Annotated in this window: 15 protein-coding genes; 7 read left to right on the top strand and 8 right to left on the bottom strand. The window is 67.3% G+C overall.

Translation table 11 applies throughout. The annotated features are described in order from the left end of the window. The first annotated feature begins 95 nt into the window (after window positions 1-95). A complete protein-coding gene (locus tag HNP51_RS14305) occupies window positions 96-980 on the top strand; it encodes a LysR family transcriptional regulator (RefSeq protein WP_184271987.1) in 885 nt (294 codons plus the stop codon). 6 nt (window positions 981-986) lie between these two features. Here HNP51_RS14305 and HNP51_RS14300 read toward each other — a convergent pair whose 3' ends face one another. The 4 genes from HNP51_RS14300 to HNP51_RS14285 form a co-directional block, all read right to left on the bottom strand. Beyond that, window positions 987-2,702: a M56 family metallopeptidase gene (locus HNP51_RS14300; RefSeq protein WP_184271990.1), complete on the bottom strand. Its 1,716-nt coding sequence runs from the start codon at window positions 2,700-2,702 to the stop codon at window positions 987-989. After that, the gene (locus HNP51_RS14295) at window positions 2,699-3,073 is read right to left on the bottom strand and encodes a BlaI/MecI/CopY family transcriptional regulator (protein ID WP_184271993.1); all 375 of its coding nucleotides are present in this window, start codon (window positions 3,071-3,073) and stop codon (window positions 2,699-2,701) included. Before HNP51_RS14295 ends, HNP51_RS14300 begins: the two co-directional genes overlap by 4 nt. 135 nt (window positions 3,074-3,208) lie before the next feature. After that, window positions 3,209-6,784, bottom strand: a complete 3,576-nt coding sequence (locus HNP51_RS14290) for a M1 family aminopeptidase (RefSeq protein ID WP_184271995.1) — start codon at window positions 6,782-6,784, stop codon at window positions 3,209-3,211. Between the two features lie 10 nt (window positions 6,785-6,794). After that, window positions 6,795-7,688 carry an ABC transporter ATP-binding protein gene (locus HNP51_RS14285; protein ID WP_184271998.1) on the bottom strand — a complete coding sequence of 298 codons (894 nt, stop codon included), beginning with the start codon at window positions 7,686-7,688 and terminating at the stop codon, window positions 6,795-6,797. A gap of 172 nt (window positions 7,689-7,860) precedes the next feature. Between HNP51_RS14285 and HNP51_RS14280 the strand changes: the two genes are divergently transcribed. Next, complete coding sequence (locus tag HNP51_RS14280) at window positions 7,861-9,417, top strand: carboxylesterase/lipase family protein (RefSeq protein WP_184272372.1); 1,557 nt, start codon at window positions 7,861-7,863, stop codon at window positions 9,415-9,417. Here the strand turns inward: HNP51_RS14280 and HNP51_RS14275 are convergent. The 3 genes from HNP51_RS14275 to HNP51_RS14265 form a co-directional block, all read right to left on the bottom strand. Further along, window positions 9,414-10,394 (bottom strand): alpha/beta hydrolase, encoded by a 981-nt coding sequence (locus HNP51_RS14275; protein WP_184272002.1) that lies wholly within the window; start codon window positions 10,392-10,394, stop codon window positions 9,414-9,416. The two genes, HNP51_RS14280 and HNP51_RS14275, sit on opposite strands and share 4 nt — an antisense overlap. Before the next feature lie 72 nt (window positions 10,395-10,466). Next, complete coding sequence (locus HNP51_RS14270) at window positions 10,467-11,717, bottom strand: MFS transporter (protein ID WP_260398531.1); 1,251 nt, start codon at window positions 11,715-11,717, stop codon at window positions 10,467-10,469. Window positions 11,718-11,857: 140 nt separating this feature from the next. Continuing rightward, window positions 11,858-12,685, bottom strand: a complete 828-nt coding sequence (locus HNP51_RS14265; protein ID WP_184272008.1) for a 2-keto-4-pentenoate hydratase — start codon at window positions 12,683-12,685, stop codon at window positions 11,858-11,860. Between the two features lie 172 nt (window positions 12,686-12,857). On the opposite strand from HNP51_RS14265, the gene HNP51_RS14260 reads away from it, so the two are divergent. Continuing rightward, window positions 12,858-13,907: a LacI family DNA-binding transcriptional regulator gene (locus tag HNP51_RS14260; protein WP_260398518.1), complete on the top strand. Its 1,050-nt coding sequence runs from the start codon at window positions 12,858-12,860 to the stop codon at window positions 13,905-13,907. A 77-nt stretch (window positions 13,908-13,984) separates the two neighbouring features. On the opposite strand, the gene HNP51_RS14255 is transcribed toward HNP51_RS14260, so the two are convergent. Then, window positions 13,985-14,626, bottom strand: coding sequence for an RpiB/LacA/LacB family sugar-phosphate isomerase (locus HNP51_RS14255; RefSeq protein ID WP_184272015.1), 642 nt, complete (start codon window positions 14,624-14,626; stop codon window positions 13,985-13,987). A 166-nt stretch (window positions 14,627-14,792) separates the two neighbouring features. On the opposite strand from HNP51_RS14255, the gene kduI reads away from it, so the two are divergent. The 4 genes from kduI (at window position 14,793) to HNP51_RS14235 (ending at window position 19,267) form a co-directional block, all read left to right on the top strand. After that, window positions 14,793-15,638 (top strand): 5-dehydro-4-deoxy-D-glucuronate isomerase, encoded by an 846-nt coding sequence (gene kduI / locus HNP51_RS14250; RefSeq protein WP_184272376.1) that lies wholly within the window; start codon window positions 14,793-14,795, stop codon window positions 15,636-15,638. A 12-nt stretch (window positions 15,639-15,650) separates the two neighbouring features. After that, complete coding sequence (gene kduD, locus HNP51_RS14245; RefSeq protein ID WP_184272017.1) at window positions 15,651-16,409, top strand: 2-dehydro-3-deoxy-D-gluconate 5-dehydrogenase KduD; 759 nt, start codon at window positions 15,651-15,653, stop codon at window positions 16,407-16,409. A 21-nt stretch (window positions 16,410-16,430) separates the two neighbouring features. Continuing rightward, window positions 16,431-17,477: a sugar kinase gene (locus HNP51_RS14240; RefSeq protein ID WP_184272020.1), complete on the top strand. Its 1,047-nt coding sequence runs from the start codon at window positions 16,431-16,433 to the stop codon at window positions 17,475-17,477. A gap of 128 nt (window positions 17,478-17,605) precedes the next feature. Continuing rightward, on the top strand, window positions 17,606-19,267 hold the full coding sequence (locus HNP51_RS14235) for a pectate lyase (RefSeq protein ID WP_184272023.1): 1,662 nt from the start codon (window positions 17,606-17,608) through the stop codon (window positions 19,265-19,267). Window positions 19,268-19,277: the final 10 nt, after the last annotated feature.

Here is a 19,277-nt window from a genome sequence, read left to right as displayed (position 1 = left end):
TTCCCTGTGATGTCGTTGTTCGTTCCAGCATGGCCTAGCAGACCGACGCGAGACTACCCATTGCAATCTTGCATCCTATGCTGTGCATTCCTGCAATGTTCGACTGGGACGACGTTCGCATCTTCATCGCCGCCGCGCGGGCGGGCTCGCTGGCGACGGCGGCGCAGCGGCTGGGCATCGACGCGGCCACGGTCGGGCGGCGCGTGGCGCGATTGGAGACGGCGCTGAAATCAACCCTGGTGGTGCGCTCGGCGTCGGGTCTGCTGCTGACGGCGGCGGGCGCGCAACTGCTGGAGACGGCGCTGGACGCCGAGAGCGCCATGGAGGCCGCCGAACGGGTGACGCGGCCCGACCTGATCGCCGGCACGGTGCGGATCAGCGCCTCGGAAGGCTTCGGTGGAGCCGTCCTGGCCGCCGCCCTGCCCGGCCTGCTGGCGGCGCATCCGGGGCTGAATATCGAACTGGCCGCCAGTTCCGGCTTCCTGTCGCCCAGCCGCCGCGAGGTGGACATGGCCATCACCCTCAGCCCCGCCGCCAGCCCGCGCCTGATCGTCGAGCCGCTGACGCCCTATCAGCTGGCGCTCTATGCTTCGTCCGAGCATCTGGAACGACATGGCGCGCCGGAGCGTGTGGACGACCTGCCCCGCTTCGACATCGTCGGCTATGTCGATGACCTTATCTATGCGCCGGAACTGCATTATCTGGACGAGATACGGCCCAACCTGCGCCCGCGCCTGGCCTCCTCCTCGATCCGGGCGCAGCGGGACATGATCGCGGCGGGCGGCGGCATCGGGGTCCTGCCCTGCTTCCTGGCCGAGGGACTGACGCGGGTTCTGCCGGATCAGGTGCTGATCGAGCGCCGCTTCTGGCTCAGCACCCACCGCGAGGTCCACGGCGCCGCGCGGCTGAAAGCGGCGCGGCGCTGGATCAAGAGCCTGTGCCGCGACGCCGCCGAACGCCTGTCGCCCTATCCCAGCTAAGGCGGATCAGGCCTTGCCCTTGGCTCGCTCGGCCAGTTCGACCGCACGGCGATCCAGATCTTCGGCGCGTTCCATCAGCCGGGGGCTCAGCGCGATCAGTTCCGCGTCAGTGGTCGTGTGCCCTTCCTCACGGTTGCGGGCGATCACCTCCAGCCGATAGGCGGGGTCGCGCAGGCGGACAGCTTCCCGGCGCATTTCGTCCGCGCCCCGGTGCATCTGCTCGGCGCCCTTGCCCATCTGCACGCGGGCTTCGGCGTGGCTGCGCGCGGCCATTTCCCGGGCGCGTTCGCCCTGCTGGCGGGCAACTGCCGCATGGGCGCGCGCCTCCGCCGCCTGCTGACGCGCGAGGACGGCCTGGGCGCGGGCTTCCTCGCCTTGTTGTCGAGCCAGAACGGCCTGCTGGCGAGCGACGCCGGCCTGGGCGCGAACCTGGGCTGCGTCGATGACGTGACGCGCGGCCTGTTCGCGAGCGACCGCCGCATGACGACGCGCTTCGGCGGCCTGGGCTCTGACTTCCCTCGCGCTCTCGCGGGCGGCATCAGCCTCGGCGCGCTGCTCGGGCGTGGCGGCCTCGTAGTAATAATAGCTGACGCCACGGCGCGAAGCCGGCGGGGCGGGCGGGGCCGGAGGCGCAGGGGGCGCGGGGGGCGCCCGGAAGGCGGGCCGTGCCGGCGGCGCAGGCGGAGCCGGGGGCGCGGGCGGAGCCGCTGGAGCCGGCGGCGGCGGCGGCGGCGGCGGCGGCGCATAGGCGGACGCCTGCTCCCGCAGTTCCAGCGCGGCCAGCGGCGTGGCCACGACGGCCAGGGCGGCGACGGTCAGGGCGACCGCCAGCGGGCGACGGCGAGCAGAGGTGTTCGTCATGATGCAGGCGATCCTTCTTTCGAGCGTGTGAGTGTCGGCGGCCATGGCGGTCGCGGGCCAAGAGGTGGAACGGGTCGGATGGGCGGCCAGCCGGACCAGGACGCGGGCGTAGTCGCGGCGATCGACGGTGCGAACGGCCTCGGCGTCGGCGGCTTCCTCAGACGCCTCGGACAGGACGACCGACAGGCGCCAGACCAAGGGGTTGAACCAGAACAGCGCCAGCGCCAGCCGCGACAGGATCAGGAAGACCCAGTCCTTGCGCCGCAGGTGGGCCAGTTCGTGCGCCAGAACGGCGGAGGCGGTGTTCGACGCGGCCAGGCTGGCGGGGTCCAGGACGATGACGCCCGGCGCCACGCCCCAGCTCAGCGGGCTGGACACCCGCTCGCTGCTGACCAGACGCGGACGCGCGGCGGGGGCCAGGGGCTCCAGCGGCGAACGCCAGGCGGGGCACTGGACCGCCCGGCCCTGCTCGGTCCAACGGCTCAGGGTGTTCAGGCCCAGCAGCAGCCGACCGATGAGCACCGCCGCGCCCAGCAGCCACAGACCAACAGCCACGGTCTTCAGCGACGGCCAAGGCAGGCTGGCCGAGACGGCGACGCCCGAGACGGGACCGACCTCGCCCGACCAGAGCGGCGTCATCGGCGCGCTGACGGTTTCGACGGATGAGGCGGGCAGCAGCGCCAGCTCGACGGCGGGCAGGACAGCCGCAAGAACCGGCAGGGCCAGCAAGAGGCAGACGGTCGCGCGCAGGATGTCTACGCGGTCGGCGGCCCGCCGCGCGACAAAGCGCGCGACGATCAGACCCGCCGCCGCGATCAGGCTGGACTTGACCAGCAGGGACAGAAACAGGGCCAGGCTCATGGCTGGCGCTCCACCGCTTCGTCGATAGCGCGCTCCAGGGCGGCGGCCTCATCGGGCGTCAGACGCTGGCCCATGCCCAGCAGGGCCGTGGCGGCGCTGGCGGCGGACCCGGCGAAGAAGGTGTCGATCATCCGCTGCAGCGCGCCCGCTGCAACCGTCTCGGTGCGCGGCACGGGGCGGTAGACGAAGCCGTCCGTCCCCGCCTCACGCTCGACCAGTCCCTTGCTCTCCAGACGGGCCAGCAGGGTGCGGATGGCGGAATCGCTGAGCGTATCGGTCAGGGCATTGCGCACCCCGGCCGTGGTGCCGGTTTCCAGGCGACACAGGGTCTCGAACACCTCGCGTTCGCGTCTGGGCAGGGACTCGATCACTGGGACTCTCCGCAACGGTTGACGCTACATTTGTAGCGCTACATGCGTAGCGGATCGAGTCTAAAATGAGGCGGCGAGATTAACTCGCCGTAGGCCCCTCCTCCCGCCTAGCAGCGGGAGGAGAAGGCCCTGACGTCAGCCGACCGGCTTGACGTTGTCGTCCGAGTTGCGGTCGATCCAGCGGTTGTAGGGATCGATGCCTGCAAACGTCGGCTTCTTGTCCGTGACGAAGCGGAAGACCTGGGTTCCGCTACGCAGGGGACGGCGCTCCATCAGCATGACCGACTTCTGGTCGAACGCCCCCTTGCCCGGTTCGGCCGAGAACAGGCCGACGTCGAAGCTCTCGTTCAGCGGGGCCTCGGTCTCCTCGCCCTTGCCGTCGGCGTACAGCTTGCGGGCCTCGACCGTCAGGGCGACGTCCCACTTGCCGTCGGCCCGCTTGGTCGCCGTGACCGACTTGGCCGCCACATCATACAGGGTGATCTTCTCGAACAGGTCGGTGATCAGGGCCTGCTTGTCCGCCGGCGCCTCGGCGCGGATGGCGTTGACCAGATCCAGCGAGCGCGGATAGGGCGCGGACTTGAAGGCATACTGCGCCAGCACCCGACGCAGGGCGCGGTTCACCGCCTCCTCGCCGATCTGATCGCGCAGCAGATACATGACCAGGCCGCCCTTCTGATAGTGGATGTACTGCTGGTTCTCGATGCGCAGCAGGGGCATCTCCTCCAGCCGCTCCATCCCGCGTGAACGCAGGTAGCGGTCCAGCTCGAATTTGAGGAAACGACGGATCTTGTCGGGTCCGTACAGCTTCTCCATCACCATCAGCGCCGAGTATTGCGCCAGGGATTCCGACAACAGGGTCGAGCCCTGCTGGTCCGAACCCACCACCTGGTGGGCCCACCACTGGTGGCCGACCTCGTGGGCGGTGACGTAGGTGACGTAGTCGATCTTCTCCTCGTCCGTCAGGTCGGCGATGAAGCCGATCCCTTCCGAGTAGGGCATGGTGTTGGCGAAGGCCTGGGCGAAGCTCTGGTAGGCCGGGAACTCGATGATCCGGGCCTGACGGAACTGATAAGGACTGAAGGCGGTACCGTAGTAGTCCAGCGACGCCTTCATCCCGGCCAGCATCCGCGCCACGTTCTGCTCGTGACCCTTGTGGTAATAGACGGCCAGTTCGATGGGGCCGTGCTGCTCCTTGGCCACCTGATAGTCGGCGGACTGGACCGAGAAGAAGTTGAGCACCGGCGCCTCGGTGACGAAGCGGGCCGTGCGGCGGCCGTCCTTGGTCACGTCCGACACCTTGTAGCCCGGCGCGATCGGGGTCTGATCGGCCACCGTGGTCACAGTGATGTCGGCGTTGACCCAGTCGGCCCCGATGTAGTTGTGAGCCCGCGCGCTTTCGTCCTCCAGCTTGGCCATCCGCAGCTCGGCCGGCAGGCCGTGCTTGCGACGCTTTGAACGATCCGACAGCAGACCGTCACGCCCCATGCCGATGGTCAGGCCGAACTCGCCGTTGTTGACGAAGGTGCCGTTGTCAACGATCCGCGTGGTGTCGCCGCTGTTCTTGAAGCCGCGCTGCTCCAGCACGGTTTCAAAGGCGATGGTGCGTTTCTCGCCCGGCTGCATGGGCGTGGCGAAGCGATAGATGCGATACTCGAACTCGGGCCATTCCTTGGCCAGGGTGGCGCCCTGCACATCCAGGCTGGCGATCTTCAGACCGTAGTTCCAGCGCAGGTGAACCTCGTTCAGAGGCGCGTCCGTGCGGTTCTCGATGACATAGCCGCCCTTGGTCGTCAGGCGCGGCTGGTGCGGATAGAGGTCCAGGTCCAGCTTGACGTCGGTGATCGAGGGTTGAGGCGTCTTCTCGTACTTCAGCAGGGTCTTTTCATAGTCCGCCATCAGCTTCTCTTGCTGATTCTGGGTGCGGTACTCGTTCCAGACGTTGGTGTTGATGAAGGCGTAGACGCCCAGGGCCACGAAGGCGGTCAGGGCGACGCCGCCGATGACGCCCGCAGACCCCATCAGGCGACGCGGCAGACGCTTCAGGCGCGGCATGAAGCGCGTCTCCGCCCCGCGACGCCAAAGGCCATAGGCGATGACCAGCAGGACGATGGCGAAGGCCGACCAGTAGGCCTGCATCCACGCCGCATAGCCGGCGAACTTGCCCAGGCCGTTCATGTCCGACAGCGGCATCCCCGTCCCCGCGCCGTAGCGATAGAGCACGTGGTCGAAGCCCATGTTGGACAGGACGATGGTCGAGATCAGATAGACCACCATGACGGCCCAGCCGACGAACTTGTTGGGCGACAGCGACTGGACGACAATGGCCAGCACCGCCGTCAACGCAAAGCCGATGGACTGGGGCACGACATACCAGAACAGGTATTTGCCGATCTCGTAGTTGGTGTAGCCCTTGATCGTCTGCACGATCATGCCCGCCACCGAGGCGGCCAGCAGGGTCGACACCAGCACCAGGATCAACGCCAGCGTCTTGGGCAGCAGGAAGGTCCAGTCGGGCGTCGCGGTGGAATCGATGATCTCATGCGTGCGCCGCTCGCGGTCGCGCCAGACCAGTTCGCCGGAATAGTAGATCGAGATGATCATGACGATCAGGCCGAACGAGCCGCCCAGGGTCTCGATCACCACCCGCGTCACCGGCAGGACCGGCGCGCCATACAGCTCGCCCGCGAACAGCAGGACGGCGATGCCGAAGGCGAAGCCCAGGGCCAGCATGACGAAGTAGGCCGGGCTCTTGAACACCGTCTTCATCTCGAAGGCGGTGCGCGAGATCAGCTGCGTCCACCCGGCCTTGAAGCCGTAGGAGGGCTGAGCCAGGGGCGCGATGGGCGCCGCCGTATCGGGCGAGGCCTCGGCCAGAGCCTTCAGCTTCTCCTGCTTGCGCAGCTTCGATCCCCGCGGCGACGGATTGTACAGGGGCCAGGCGGCGGCGAGGAAGGCCAGGCTGACGCCCAGCCACAACAGCTTGTTGCCGAGCAGCAGGCCGGTCAGGGGGGCGTTGATCGTGTTCCGCTCAGCCGCCGTCCAGTACTTGGTCGCCAGGCCATAGGCGCCGGCCCCGAAGGGTTCGAGCCAGGCCACCAGGGTCTCCAGCTCCGGCTTTGAACCGAACACCGAGGTGGTCGTCATATACAGGATGAAGACCCCGACGACGCCGACATAGGTGGCCATCATCGAGCGCGTCACGGTCGCCAGGGTGAAGAAGACCGCCGAGCTGAACAGCAGGCCCGGCAGGCCCATGACGACGAAACCATAGAGGTAGTCCAGCGGACGGAACGGCCCGACCGTCTCCTTGTCCACCCACGGCATCAGCGTGCCGATCAGGATGCCCAGGGCGACCGACAGGAAGGCCAGGGCCACCACGGCGAATGCGCCGAGGAAACGACCATAGAGGTAGTCGAACTTGGACAATCGGCTGGCCTGGATCATGGGGCCGAAGCCGGTCGTGGCGTCACGCACCACGACGTTGGCGACAATGGCCGTCGTCGCCAGCATGAAGAACAGATTGAAGGCCAGATGGGCCTGCGCGATCGCATAGGGGGCGTTCTTGAAGACGTTGCCGCCCGTGCCCAGGCTGACGTTCGGACTGGCGACCAGGCCGAAGCTCAGCAGGAAGAAGAGGATGGAGATGACCCAGAAGGCGGGCTGGCGAAGCTGATAGCGGAACTCGAAGGCCGCGACTTTCCCGAACATGATCCGGGCCTCAGGCGGCTTGAGCGACGGCCGGGCGGCGCGAGGCGGCCAGGGTCGAGAAATAGACGTCCTCCAGACCGCCCGAAGCCGGCTCAAAGCCCTCGCCCGGCTGGGCGTCGGCCAGGACGTGGATCACGGTCTGACCGGCGAACAGACGCGTCGAGATGACCTCGAAGCGGGCGCGATGTTCCGGCAGGGCCTCCTTGGCGATGGCCTTCTTCCAGACGCGACCCGACATCTGCTTCATCAGCTCCAACGGGGCGCCCTCCAGCTGAATCTTGCCCCCCGCCAGCACCGCCATGCGCGGGCACAGGTCGGCCACGTCCTCGACGATGTGGGTCGACAGGATGACCACCACGTTCTCGCCGATCTCGGCCAGCAGGTTCAAGAAACGGTTGCGCTCTTCCGGGTCCAGACCCGCGGTCGGCTCATCGACGATGATCAGGCGGGGATTGCCGATCAGGGCCTGGGCGATGCCGAAGCGCTGGCGCATCCCGCCCGAGAAGCCGGCCAGGGCCTTCTTGCGGACGCTCCAAAGATTGACCTGGTTCAGCAGGGCCTCGACCGTCTGCTTGCGCTCCTTGCCATCGGCAATGCCCTTCAGCACCGCCATGTGGTCCAGCATGTCGTAGGCCGAGACGCGCGGATAGACGCCGAAATCCTGGGGCAGATAGCCGAGCGTGCGGCGCAGCAGCTCAGGCTGGCGGATCACGTCGATGTCGCCGAAGCGGATCTCGCCCGAGGTCGGGGTTTGCAGCGTGGCGATGGTCCGCATCAGCGTCGATTTGCCTGCGCCGTTCGGGCCCAGCAGGCCGAACATGCCGGTGGGGATCGTCAGGCTGACGTCGCCCAAGGCCCGTGTCCCGTTGCCGTAGACATGGACCAGATTGTTGATCGTCAGCATGAAGCGCCCCCGCGATGTAAAAGAGACTTCACACTGACGGCTTCCCGCCCCCCTCGACAAGTTACAGATTGGACAGGTTTGGCGACGTGCTCTCGCGACAGGCCTCTGGAGCCCGCGCTGAATTGCCTGCTACAGCTATGACACCGGTTTCTTTGGAGGGGCGGCCATGGGGATGACACGACGCGCGGCGGTTCTCGCAGGCCTGGCCGCCACAGCGACCGCCACCGCCACCGCCAGCCATGCCGCGCCGCGAGCCCCCCGCGCCGTCACAACCGCCGGGCCGGTCATCGGCCGCCGTCAGGACGGGCTCAACGTCTTCAAGGGCGTGCGCTACGGCGCGCCGACGCGGCGTTTCCAGCCGCCCGAGGCGCCCACGCCCTGGCGCGATCCGGCTCCAGCCTTCGACTATGGCGCCGCCAGTCCGCAGCGAGGAAATGAGCCGAACCAGAGCGAGGACTGCCTGTTCCTCAACGTCTGGACGCCGGGCTTGGACTCAGGTCGTCGGCCGGTCATGGTCTATATCCACGGCGGCGCCTATTCGAGCGGATCAGGCTCCGATCCCCTCTATGACGGAACGCGGCTGGCCACGCGCGGCGACGTCGTGGTGGTGACGCTGAACCACCGCCTGAACGCCCTTGGCTACGCCTATCTGGCGCGGCTGACGCCGGGGTTCGAGGACTCGAGCAATGTCGGGCAACTGGACCTGATCCTGGCCCTGCGCTGGGTGCGCGACAACATCGCGGCCTTCGGCGGCGATCCCAACCGCGTCATGGTCTTCGGCCAGTCGGGCGGCGGGGCCAAGATCGCCACCCTGATGGCCACGCCCGCCGCCCAGGGCCTGTTCCACCGCGCCGCGACCATGAGCGGTCAACAGGTCACGGCGTCCGGCCCCATCAACGCCACGACCCGCGCAACCACATGGCTGAAGGCCCTGGGGCTGACGCCGGATCGCGCCCACGAAGCCGCGGCCCTGCCGGTGGAGCGTCTGCTGGAAGCCCAGGGCGTGGAGGACCCCATCCTCGGCTACGGCGGGCTCTATTTCGGGCCGGTGCTGGATTTCCGCAGCCTGCCGCGCCACCCCTTCTATCCCGACGCCGCGCCGCAGGGCCTCGGCATCCCCATGATCATCGGCAATACGCGCGAAGAAACCCTCGGCTTCATGGGCAATGATCCGAAGAATGTCGGCCTGACCTGGGAGACGCTGGCCGCGCGGATGTCGCCCGGCGTCATGCGTATCGACGTCACGCCCGAAGCCGTCATCGCCGCCTATCGCCGGATGCATCCCGACTGGTCGCCGGATCAGGTTCTGATCGCCGCCACCACCGCCGGACGCTCGTGGCGCGGCGCGGTGATCGAGGCCGAGGAGCGCGCCAAGGCCGGCGCGCCCGCCTGGGTCTATCAACTGGACTTCCCCGGGGAGACGGCCTCGGGCCGCAAGGGCGCCTTCCACACCGCCGACATCCCTCTGGTGTTCGACAACGTGAACGCCGCCGGATCACGCACCAGGGGACCGAGCGCGCAAGACGTGGCGGATCAGATGAGCGACGCCTTCATCGCCCTGGCCCGCAACGGCGATCCCAACCACGCGGGCCTGCCGCACTGGGATCGCTACGAACTGCCGACGCGCCAGACCCTGTTGTTCGACATCAAGCCCAGGATGGCCAATGACCCCCGCGGCGACGAGCGGGCCTTCTTCTCGGCCATCCCCTACATCCAGCCCGGGACTTAAAGAGCGAAGTCTAGACGCGCGGCCCAGGCGCGCGCCAGCTCGGGCCAGACCTGGGCCGGCCGCCCCTGGATCAGGCGGATGCCGAAGCCGTGGCCGCCTTCCTGAAACAGGTGGGCCTCGGTCTTGACCGACGCCGCCTTCAGCGTGGTCAACAGCATCAGGCTGTTTTCAACCGGGACAGAGACGTCGTCCATCGCGTGCAGCAGGAAGACGGGCGCCGCGCCGCTCCAGTTCATCCGCTCCAGCGAATAGGCGGCGATGCGGGCCTCGCTCGGCGTCTGGCCCAGCAGGTGCGTCCGCGATCCGGCGTGAACATGCGGGTCCGCCATGGTCGCCACCGGATACATCAGCAGGCTCAGATCGGGCCGCAGCGATACAACATCCGCCTCGTCGATCGGCGCATAGGCGGCGTCCGTCCGCGCGCTGGCCAGTCCCGCCAGATGCCCGCCCGCCGAGGCGCCGAGCACGGCGATCCGATCCGGCCGCACGCCGAACTCCGCCGCCCGACTGCGGATCAGTCGGATCGCCCTCTGCGCATCCTGCAAGGGCGCATCCGCCCCCGCCGCCCAGCCGTCGGCGGGGAGGCGATAGCGCAGGACGAAACAGGTCGTGCCGCTGGCGGCGAATACGCGGGCGACGTCGAAGCCTTCCTTGTCAAGAACGGCCCAACGGTAGCCGCCGCCGGGAATCAGCAGCATGGCCGAGCCATTGGGCTTCTCGGGCCGCATCACCGTCATGATCGGGTCAGTGGTGTATTGGGCGTAGCGGTCGCGATAGGCGGGGTCGGTCGAACGTTCGGGAACAATAGGGGTGACCGTCACCCCCTCCCCGCCCGGCGCTCGGTCCGGCCACAGGCGGATCACCTCGGTCGGGTCCGCAGGCGCGAGGCTCTGGGCCGTCGTCATCGTCGGCAGGGCCGCCGCCAGGGCCGGAGCCGCCGCCCCCATGATCAGCAAACCGCGTCGATGCAGATCCATGCCCGCCTCCTGTCCAGAATTGAAGAAGGGCGCTCGCCCCCTCAGACGAGCGCCCTCCTGGGCCTCAGATCATCAGACCTTGGCCGGTTCGTATCTTGGCGAGATCAGGTGGACCACCAGCAGGGCCACCAGATAGGCCGAGGCCGCCACCACGAAGATCGGGGTGTAGGTGCCGATCTTGTCCAGGACGAAGCCGGCGTACTTGGCCATGATCATGCCGCCGATGCCGCCCAGCATCCCGCCGATGCCGACGACCGAGCCCACCGCCGAACGCGGGAAGACGTCGCCGGGGAAGGCGTAGAGGTTGGCCGAGAAGCCCTGGTGCGCCGCCGTGGCCAGACCGATGATAAGCACCGCCACCCACAGGTTGGACGCAAAGGCGGCGAAGGCGACCGGCACCGCGCACAGGGCGCAAATCAGCATGGTCAGCTTGCGCGCCTTGTTCAGGCTCATGCCGCTCTTCATGAAGCGCCCGGACATCCAGCCGCCGCCGACCGAACCGACGTCCGACAGCAGATAGATGGCCACGATCGGCGGACCAAAGGTCTTCAGGTCCAGACCATAGTTCTTGCCCAGGAAGTCGGGCAGCCAGAACAGGAACATCCACCAGATCGGGTCGATCAGGAACTTGCCCGCAGCATAGGCCCAGGTCTCCTTGACCGTCAGCAGCTTCTTCCAGCCTATCTTCTCGACGGTGTCGGCTGGATCCTGCTCGATCCATTCCAGCTCGCCCTGGGTCAGGGTCTTCACTTCACGCGGGCGGCGATAGACGATCAGCCAGATCGGCAGCCAGACCAGCCCCAGCACGCCGGTGACGACAAAGGCCGCCTGCCAGCCGAAGCTCAGCACCAGGATGGGCACGACCAGAGGCGTCACGATGGCGCCGATGTTGGTGCCGGCGTTGAACAGGCCAGTGGCGAAGGCGCGTTCCTTCTTGGGGAACCACTCGGCCACGGCCTTGATCCCGCCGGGGAAGCCGCCGGCCTCGCCGACGCCCAGCAGCATCCGGGCCATGATGAAGTGCGACAGGTCGCGCGCGGCGCCGTGCATCATGTGGCCGATCTGCCAGATCAGGAAAGCGATCCCCAGACCCCAGCGCGCCCCGATCTTGTCCATCACCCGTCCGAAGATCAGGTAGAAGACGGCGTAGGAGGCCTGGAACCAGAAGACGATGTCGGCATAGTCCGTCTCGGACCAGCCGAACTCGCTCGACAGCGTCGGCTTCAGGAAGCCGATCATCTGACGATCGACGTAGTTGATGACCATGGCTGCGAACAGCAGCCACATCACGATCCAGCGGTACTTGCCCGCCGGCGGCGCCATCACGCGGATCGGCCCCTCCCCGGCGGGTGCGGCTTTCGAAGCGTCACTCATGGTACGAGACCCATTCCCTTTGGTTTCCTCGCACGCCCCGTCTTCTTGACCGCCCTGAACGGCGGACGGGTTCGCGCTGTGATTAAATACTAGTCTGACGTCGGATGCGGCGCGGCCTTCACGACCGTGCAGCGCACTTCTCCCACGCCTTCGAACAGGCACGTCGATTCACTTCCGGCGTAGATGCGGTGAACCCCGGTCACGGCGCCGGTCGAAACCAGCGTCCCTGCGGTCAGGGGGCGCCCCCAGCGGGCGCAGTGCTCCAACAGGAAGCGCACGGATTCCAGAGCGCCCCCGGCCAGCGACAGCGAGCCGCCCTTGCCGACGCTGACGCCGTCGATGACGGTCTCGACCTGGATCGCATCCATGCGGTCACGCCAGTCGGTCAGCTCCGGACCGATCACCAGACCGCCATTGTTGCCGAAGTCCGAGGCGACGACCGCCGAGCCCAGATCATTGATGGCCGACAGCGGACTGCCCGCCAGTTCCACGCCGATAAAGACCGCGTCGATCTGATCGGCGGCCTCTGCAACGGTCCAGTCGGTCTTGGCGGGGTCCGTGTCGGCGCCGATACGGGCGATGAACTCGGCCTCGACGGCGGCGAAGCCGCCCTCGATGGCCGGCAGAGGCGTCGGCGCCTCGCCGGCGAGCCACACATTGCCGGCGAAGATGGCGCCGGCCAGGCGATGGATGCCCAGGGCCGGCTGCTGCGCGGGGGGCACGCCGCCGACCTTCCAGCCCACAACCTGGTCCGGGTAGAGGGCGATGGCGGCGTCTTGAATGGCATAGGAACGCGCCATCTGCTCCGGCTTCTCGCCCGGATAATCGACCACGGCGCGCGCCGCCAAGCGCGCGCTGACGAAGGTCTCGGCGACGGCCTGATCGGCGTCCGGCGTCTGCACGGGAGCCGCCGTCATGCGCGGCCCTCCGAAAGAATGATCTGGTCGGTCAAGTGACGCCCCATTTGGAAAACACCGGATAATGGGCGGCTTAGGAAACCGGTGTCAATGCGCCTTGAAAACTGCCCATGGCGCGCGACGTCGAGCGGGGCTATGCCTAGCGTCAACAAGAACACGAAGGGGAACGCTGTTGTCGGAAGACGATTCGCGCTCAGCCAAACCGGGCAAGCGAGCCACCATCAACGACGTCGCCCGCGTGGCTGAGGTCTCCAAGAAGACGGTGTCGCGGGTCATCAACCAGTCGCCCTTCGTGCGCGAGGACACGCGTGAGCGCGTTCAGGCCGCCATCGACGAACTGGGTTTTGTCCCCGACCCGCAGGCGCGCGGCCTGGCCTTCCGCCGGTCCTTCCTGGTCGGGATGATCTACGATCAGCCCAGCCCGACCTATGTCGTCAATATGCAGCAGGGCATCCTGGACGCGCTCAAGGGATCGGGGTTCGAACTGGTCGTCCATCCGTGCAGCCGCAACTCCCCCACCCTGCTCAAGGACATTCGCGGCTTCGTCGAGCGCCAGCGCCTGTTCGGCGTCATCATGCCGCCCTCGGTGTCCGAGGATGATTCGGTGATCGAACTGCTGCAGGAACTGGACTGCCCCTATGTCCGCATCGCCTCGCTGGCGCTGGACGAGCCGCAGAATATGGTCGTGACCAACGACTGGATCGGGGCCGCCGAGGCCGCCCAGCATCTGGCCGACCTGGGTCACCGTCGCATCGCCCTGGTCCGCGGTCTGGCCTCGTTCCGTTCGTCTGTGGTGCGTGGTCAGGGCTTCATCGACGCCCTGGCGGAACGTGGCATCGACATCCCCGCCGCCTATGACCTGCAGGGCGCCTATACCTACGAATCCGGTGTTGAAGCGGGCCACGCCCTGCTGTCCCTGCCCGAACCGCCGACCGCCATCTTCACCCTGAACGACGACATGGCCCTGGGCGTCATGCAGGCGGCGCGCGAACGGGGCATGGAACTGCCGCGCGACCTGTCGATCGTCGGTTTTGACGACCTGCCGATGGCCGCCCGCGTCTGGCCGAACCTGACCTCGGTGCGCCTGCCGATCCGCGACATGGGGCGAATGGCGGCAGAAAAGCTGCTGGCCCCGACCCGCGGCGTCGATCCCGCCAAGTTACAGCAGCCCGAGGTGCGCCCTGCCCTGGTGGTCCGCCGCTCCGCCATACCCCTGGGATAGCGAACCACCTGCAAAAAAGGCGGTCGATGCCTGCGCGCCGACCGCCTGTTCTTCTAGAGCCGTTCTAGAGCGCGGATTTACGCGCTGACGACGCCCTTCAGGTACTCGCGAATGCCCTCGTCGGTGGCGTTGGCGAAGAAGTATTCCTGGAACTTTTCACCGGCGATGGTGGCCTTGAGCAGGTCCTGGTCGATGGACTTCAGGACAGTCAGCATGTCGTGGCAGGTGACAGCCTTCAGATCCTTCAGGATGCCGCGGTTCTTGGCCATGATCTCGGCGCGTTCCTTGGGATAACCCAGACCGCGCTCGCCCTCGAACAGCTTGCGATAGACGTCCTGAAGGTTCAACTCGGCGGCCCAGCCGAAGCCCTTGGCGTAGGGCATGGAGATGGCGTTGCCGTCGTTGATCTGGCCGAACAGGAAGGCGTCGGTCGGATCGATGACCAGGCCGCAGAAGACGCCCGGCATCGAGTTGGCGGCCAGCATGGATCCCATGCCCGTGCCGCAGCCCGTGACGACGAAGTCGGCAGCGCCCGAGTTCAGCAGGATGCCGGCCAGAAGGCCGTTCATCACGTAGGTCAGCGAGGCCTTATCCTCGGGCGCGTACATGCCGTAGTGGAAGACCTGATGGCCCAGAGGTTCTGCAACGCTGGTCAGGGCGGTGTGCACCACTTCGCTCTTCGCGGCCTGGCTGTTTTCGATGATGAGAGCGATTTTCATAACGGTGTCCTCAAGACGAAGCGATGCCGGATGGATGTCGGCGATTATGGTCTAAGCGATTGCATCATTATATGACACCGGTTACCTAGTCCACCGAAGGACGGACGCAAGATCCGGCCCACTGCTCGCGTCATGAGTTCCTAGGGAGCCCCGCTTGTACGATCCGATGTACGACAAGGTCTATCAGGCCACCCATCCCGACATGATGGACGGCGCGACGAACCAGCAGCTGCGGGATCGCTACCTGATCCAGGGCCTGTTCGTTCCGGGCAAGATCAGCCTGAACTATTCGCACCACGAGCGGATGATCATGGGCGGCGCGACCCCGACCGACGCCCCCCTGACCCTGCCGACCCATTCTGTCCCAGCGTCGCTGGCCGGCGCGCCCTTCCTCCAGGGGCGCGAACTGGGCGTGGTCAATATCGGCGGCGCCGGCTTGCTCACGGTCGATGGCGAAACGCTCGAGCTGGACTTCCGCGACGGCGCCTATGTGCCCATGGGTTCGGTCGAGGTCTCCTTCACTTCGAAGGATGCGGCAAATCCCGCCAAATTCTACCTGGTCTCCACCCTGGCCCACGCCCGCTACGACCTGACCAGGATCTCCATCGCCGACGCTGTGCCGCTGGAGATGGGCGCGCTGGAGACGTCCAACGAACGGACCATCTACCAGTATATCGTCCCGGCCAAGGTCAAGTCCTGCCAGCTGCTGCTGGGCGTGACGGTGCTGAAGCCGGGCTCGGTGTGGAACACCATGCCGCCGCACATTCACGACCGCCGCTCGGAAGCCTACCTCTATTTCGGCCTGGGCGAGGACGACCGCGTCTTCCATTTCATGGGCGAGCCGGACAAGTCGCGCAACATCGTCGTCGCCGACGGCGAGGCCGTGATCTGCCCGCCGTGGTCGATCCACATGGGCGCGGGCACGTCGAACTATACCTTCATCTGGGGCATGGGCGGCGAGAACCTCGACTACACTGACATGGACAAGCTCGACATCTGTCAGCTGAAATAAGGACCTATGGGCATGGCCAATCCTTTTGATCTGACCGGCAAGGTCGCGCTGGTCACCGGCGGCAATACGGGCATCGGTCAGGGCATAGCCCTGGCTCTGGCCGCAGCGGGCGCCGACATCGCCTCGGTCGCCCGCCGCGCCTCGGACGACACGGTCGGCAAGGTGCTGGCCAAGGGCCGCCAGGCCGTCTCCATCCAGGCCGACCTGACCTCGATCGAACCGGTCGAGCGCGTTCTGGACGAGGCGACCGCCGCCCTCGGCCCCGTCGACATCCTGGTGAACAACGCCGGCATCATCCGCCGCAACGACGCCGTGGACTTCACCGAGCAGGACTGGGACGACGTCATGAACGTCAATCTCAAGGTGCTGTTCTTCCTCAGCCAGGCGACGGCCAAGCGGATGATCGCGGACCAGCGCGGCGGCAAGATCATCAACACCGCCTCCATGCTGTCCTATCAGGGCGGCATCCGCGTGCCGTCCTACACCGCGTCCAAGTCCGGCGTGGCGGGCCTGACCAAGCTGATGGCCAACGAGTGGGCCAAGCACGGCATCAACGCCAACGCCATCGCGCCCGGCTACTTCGCCACGGACAACACCCAGGCCCTGCAAGAGGACCCGGTGCGTTCGAAGGAAATCCTGGGCCGCATTCCCGCTGGCCGCTGGGGCGACCCGTCGGACATCGGCGGCGCCGCCGTCTTCCTGGCCAGCCGCGCCAGCGACTATGTGCAGGGCATCACCCTGCCGGTCGACGGCGGCTGGCTGGCGCGCTGATCCCGCGCTAGCGTCCCAACCATGACCCAGACGAAATCGGGCGGCCGCATCCTCTGCTTCGGCGAGATGCTGCTGCGGTTCAGTCCGAACCAGAACGAACTGCTGCTTCAGTCCCCGGCCCTGACCGCGCGTCCGGGCGGGGCCGAGGCCAATGTCGCCGTCGCCCTGGCCCGCTTCGGCGCGCCGGCGGCGATGGCCACCGTCCTGCCCGACAACGCCCTGGGTCAGGCCGCGCGCGACGAGGTCCGCCGCTATGGCGTGGACACTGCGCCCATTGTCTTCGCCCCCGGCCGCATGGGTCTGTATTTCCTGACGCCGGGCGCCGTGCGTCGCCCGTCCGAAGTCCTCTACGACCGCGCCGGTTCGGCCTTTGTCGAGCGCGTCGCCGACGCCTTCAACTGGGACGCCCTGCTCGACGGCTATGAGTGGCTGCACGTTTCCGGCGTGACCCCCGCCACTGGGCCGAACGGGTCGCGCGCGGCGGTCGAACTGGTCGAGGCCGCCGTGCGCAAGGGCGTCCGCGTCAGCTATGACGGCAATTTCCGCGGCAAGCTGTGGGAGCAGTGGGCCGGCGATCCGCCCGCCACCCTCGGCAAGATGCTGGCCGGCGCCGAGATCGCCTTCGCCGACGACCGCGACTTCGCCCTGGTGCTGAAGACGAAGTTCGAAGACGCTGATCCCAATGCGCGCCGCCGTCTGGCCGCCGCCGCCGCCTTCAAGGCCTTCCCCCGCCTGCAACGCATCGCCTGCACCCTGCGCGTCCAGGAAAGCGTCGCCGATCAGGCCCTGTCGGCCGTCATGCTGACGCGCGGCCCCGATGACACTGTGATCGAGACCTGCGCGGAAGCCCTCCACATGACCGGCGTCGTGGACCGGGTCGGCGGCGGCGACGCCTTTGCGTCGGGCGTGCTGTTCGGCCTGTGGAGCGGTTGGTCCGATCAGGAAGCGCTCGACTTCGGTCTGGCGGCGGCGGGCCTGAAACACTCGGTCCCCGGCGACTTCAACCTGTTCACCGCCGCCGAGGTGCGCGCGGCCATGGGCGACGGCGGCTTCGACATTCGCCGCTGACGGATTCGTGAAAATCGACGGGTTTCCTGCTGCGCTCCAGCACTAGGAAACCGGTGTCAGTCGTGATTAGCTTCGCTGAACTCAAGCAGCCGCCAGAGCTGCGAGGCGACGCATCCGAGGAAGACACCATGACGCTCATGAACCGCCGCGCCCTGCTGGCCGCCGGCGCCGCCGCGACCTTCACGGCCGCCTCCGCCCCTGCCCTGTCCCCTGCTCTGGCAAAAACCGTCATGCAGGCCGCGCCCGAGCGCGCCGCCGTCATCGCCGCGATGAAGCGCGCGACCCGGTTCATGACCGACGAGGCCGCCGTCGAGGGCGGCTATGTCTGGAACGTCCTGCCCGACTTCTCGCGCCGGTGGGGCGAGTTGGAAGCCTCGCCGACCATGATCTGGGTCCAGCCGCCCGGCACGGCCACCGTCGGCCACCTCTATCTGGACGCCTATCACGCCACCGGCGACGAACAGTTCTATCAGGCCGCCAAGTCCGCCGCCGACGCCCTGGTGCGCGGCCAGCACCCGGCGGGCGGCTGGAACTACGTCATCGACACGGCGGGCGAGGAATCGCTGAAACGCTGGTACGCCACCTATGGCAAGAACGCCTGGCGGATGGAGGAATTCCATCGCTACTACGGCAACGCCACCTTCGACGACGCGGGTACGGCCGAGGCCTCGCAACTGCTGCTGCGCATCTATCTGGAGAAGCGCGAGCGTAAATATCGCGCGCCCTTGGACAAGGCGATCCAGTTTGTCCTCGACGCCCAGTACGCCAACGGCGGCTGGCCCCAACGCTTCCCCTTCGTCCAGGGCGGCGGCGTCCACGGCCACGAAGACTACACCCCCTACATCACCTTCAACGACGACGTGGCGGGCGAGAACCTGGAGTTCCTGCTCTACGCCTGGCATGGTCTGGCGGTGAACGGTCGCGGCGACGCCCGCGTGCTGGACGCCATCCAGCGCGGCATGGACATCTTCGTGAAGACCCAGCAGCCGCAGCCGCAGCCGGCCTGGGGCCTGCAACACTTCCCTGACACCCTGAAGCCCGCGGGCGCGCGGACCATAGAGCCCCAAGCCTTCGCCACCCACGCCACCGGCACGAACATCAGGTCGATGCTGGGCTTCTACCGCCTGACCGGCGACCGCAAGTTCATCGCCCGCCTGCCGGAGGCCCTGGACTGGCTGGATCAGGTCAAGACGCCGCAGAACCTGATCGCGCCGGGCCGGACCCATCCGACCTTCATCCTCGAGGGCTCCAACACCCCGGTCTATATCCACCGGCGCGGGTCCAACATCACCAACGGCCAGTATTACGCCGACACGAACCCCAACAATCTGATCGTCCACTACGGCTCGTTCCGCAGCGTCGACACCGCCGCCCTGCGTCGCGAGTACGAAGAACTGGCCGCCCAGTCGCCCGCGGAAGTCAGCCGCAACTCGCCGCTGAAGGCCCGCGCCGGGTCGCTGAAGCTGCCGAAGTATTTCACCCTTCAGGACGTGGACGTCTGGGACATGTCGTCAGACGCGCGCCGTCTGGCCAAGCCCGCGCCGGGTCGCGCCGCCGAACTGGTGGCCGGGCTGAACGCGCGCGGCTACTGGCCCTCGCCCCTGACCACGACCTCCAACCCCTATATCGGCGAGGCCCCGGCGGCGGTGACCGGCGGCGAGTATCAGACCACCCGCGTCGGCGACCTGTGGGACACCTCGCCCTACAACACCGACTATCCGGTCGAGTGCGTCTCGACCCAGGTCTTCATCCGCAACATGGGCGAACTGATCGAGGCGCTGGAGGGCTGATCAGGGGTAG

The sequence above is a fragment of the Brevundimonas bullata genome (assembly GCF_014207965.1).
Taxonomy (GTDB): domain Bacteria; phylum Pseudomonadota; class Alphaproteobacteria; order Caulobacterales; family Caulobacteraceae; genus Brevundimonas; species Brevundimonas bullata_A.
The sequence above is the reverse complement of the archived record's forward strand: the minus strand, read 5'-3'. Positions and strand labels throughout refer to the sequence as shown.

Bases quoted from the DNA above. Each gene is read 5' to 3' on its own strand.
- HNP51_RS14235 (WP_184272023.1), top strand. From the start codon at position 17,606: ATGACGCTCATGAACCGCCGCGCCCTGCTGGCCGCCGGCGCCGCCGCG.
- HNP51_RS14240 (WP_184272020.1), top strand. From the start codon at position 16,431: ATGACCCAGACGAAATCGGGCGGCCGCATCCTCTGCTTCGGCGAGATG.
- HNP51_RS14300 (WP_184271990.1), bottom strand. From the start codon at position 2,702: ATGAGCCTGGCCCTGTTTCTGTCCCTGCTGGTCAAGTCCAGCCTGATC.
- HNP51_RS14265 (WP_184272008.1), bottom strand. From the start codon at position 12,685: ATGACGGCGGCTCCCGTGCAGACGCCGGACGCCGATCAGGCCGTCGCC.
- kduI (WP_184272376.1), top strand. From the start codon at position 14,793: ATGTACGACAAGGTCTATCAGGCCACCCATCCCGACATGATGGACGGC.
- HNP51_RS14255 (WP_184272015.1), bottom strand. From the start codon at position 14,626: ATGAAAATCGCTCTCATCATCGAAAACAGCCAGGCCGCGAAGAGCGAA.
- HNP51_RS14270 (WP_260398531.1), bottom strand. From the start codon at position 11,717: ATGGCGCCGCCGGCGGGCAAGTACCGCTGGATCGTGATGTGGCTGCTG.
- HNP51_RS14305 (WP_184271987.1), top strand. From the start codon at position 96: ATGTTCGACTGGGACGACGTTCGCATCTTCATCGCCGCCGCGCGGGCG.
- HNP51_RS14290 (WP_184271995.1), bottom strand. From the start codon at position 6,784: ATGTTCGGGAAAGTCGCGGCCTTCGAGTTCCGCTATCAGCTTCGCCAG.
- kduD (WP_184272017.1), top strand. From the start codon at position 15,651: ATGGCCAATCCTTTTGATCTGACCGGCAAGGTCGCGCTGGTCACCGGC.
- HNP51_RS14285 (WP_184271998.1), bottom strand. From the start codon at position 7,688: ATGCTGACGATCAACAATCTGGTCCATGTCTACGGCAACGGGACACGG.
- HNP51_RS14280 (WP_184272372.1), top strand. From the start codon at position 7,861: ATGACACGACGCGCGGCGGTTCTCGCAGGCCTGGCCGCCACAGCGACC.
- HNP51_RS14275 (WP_184272002.1), bottom strand. From the start codon at position 10,394: ATGGATCTGCATCGACGCGGTTTGCTGATCATGGGGGCGGCGGCTCCG.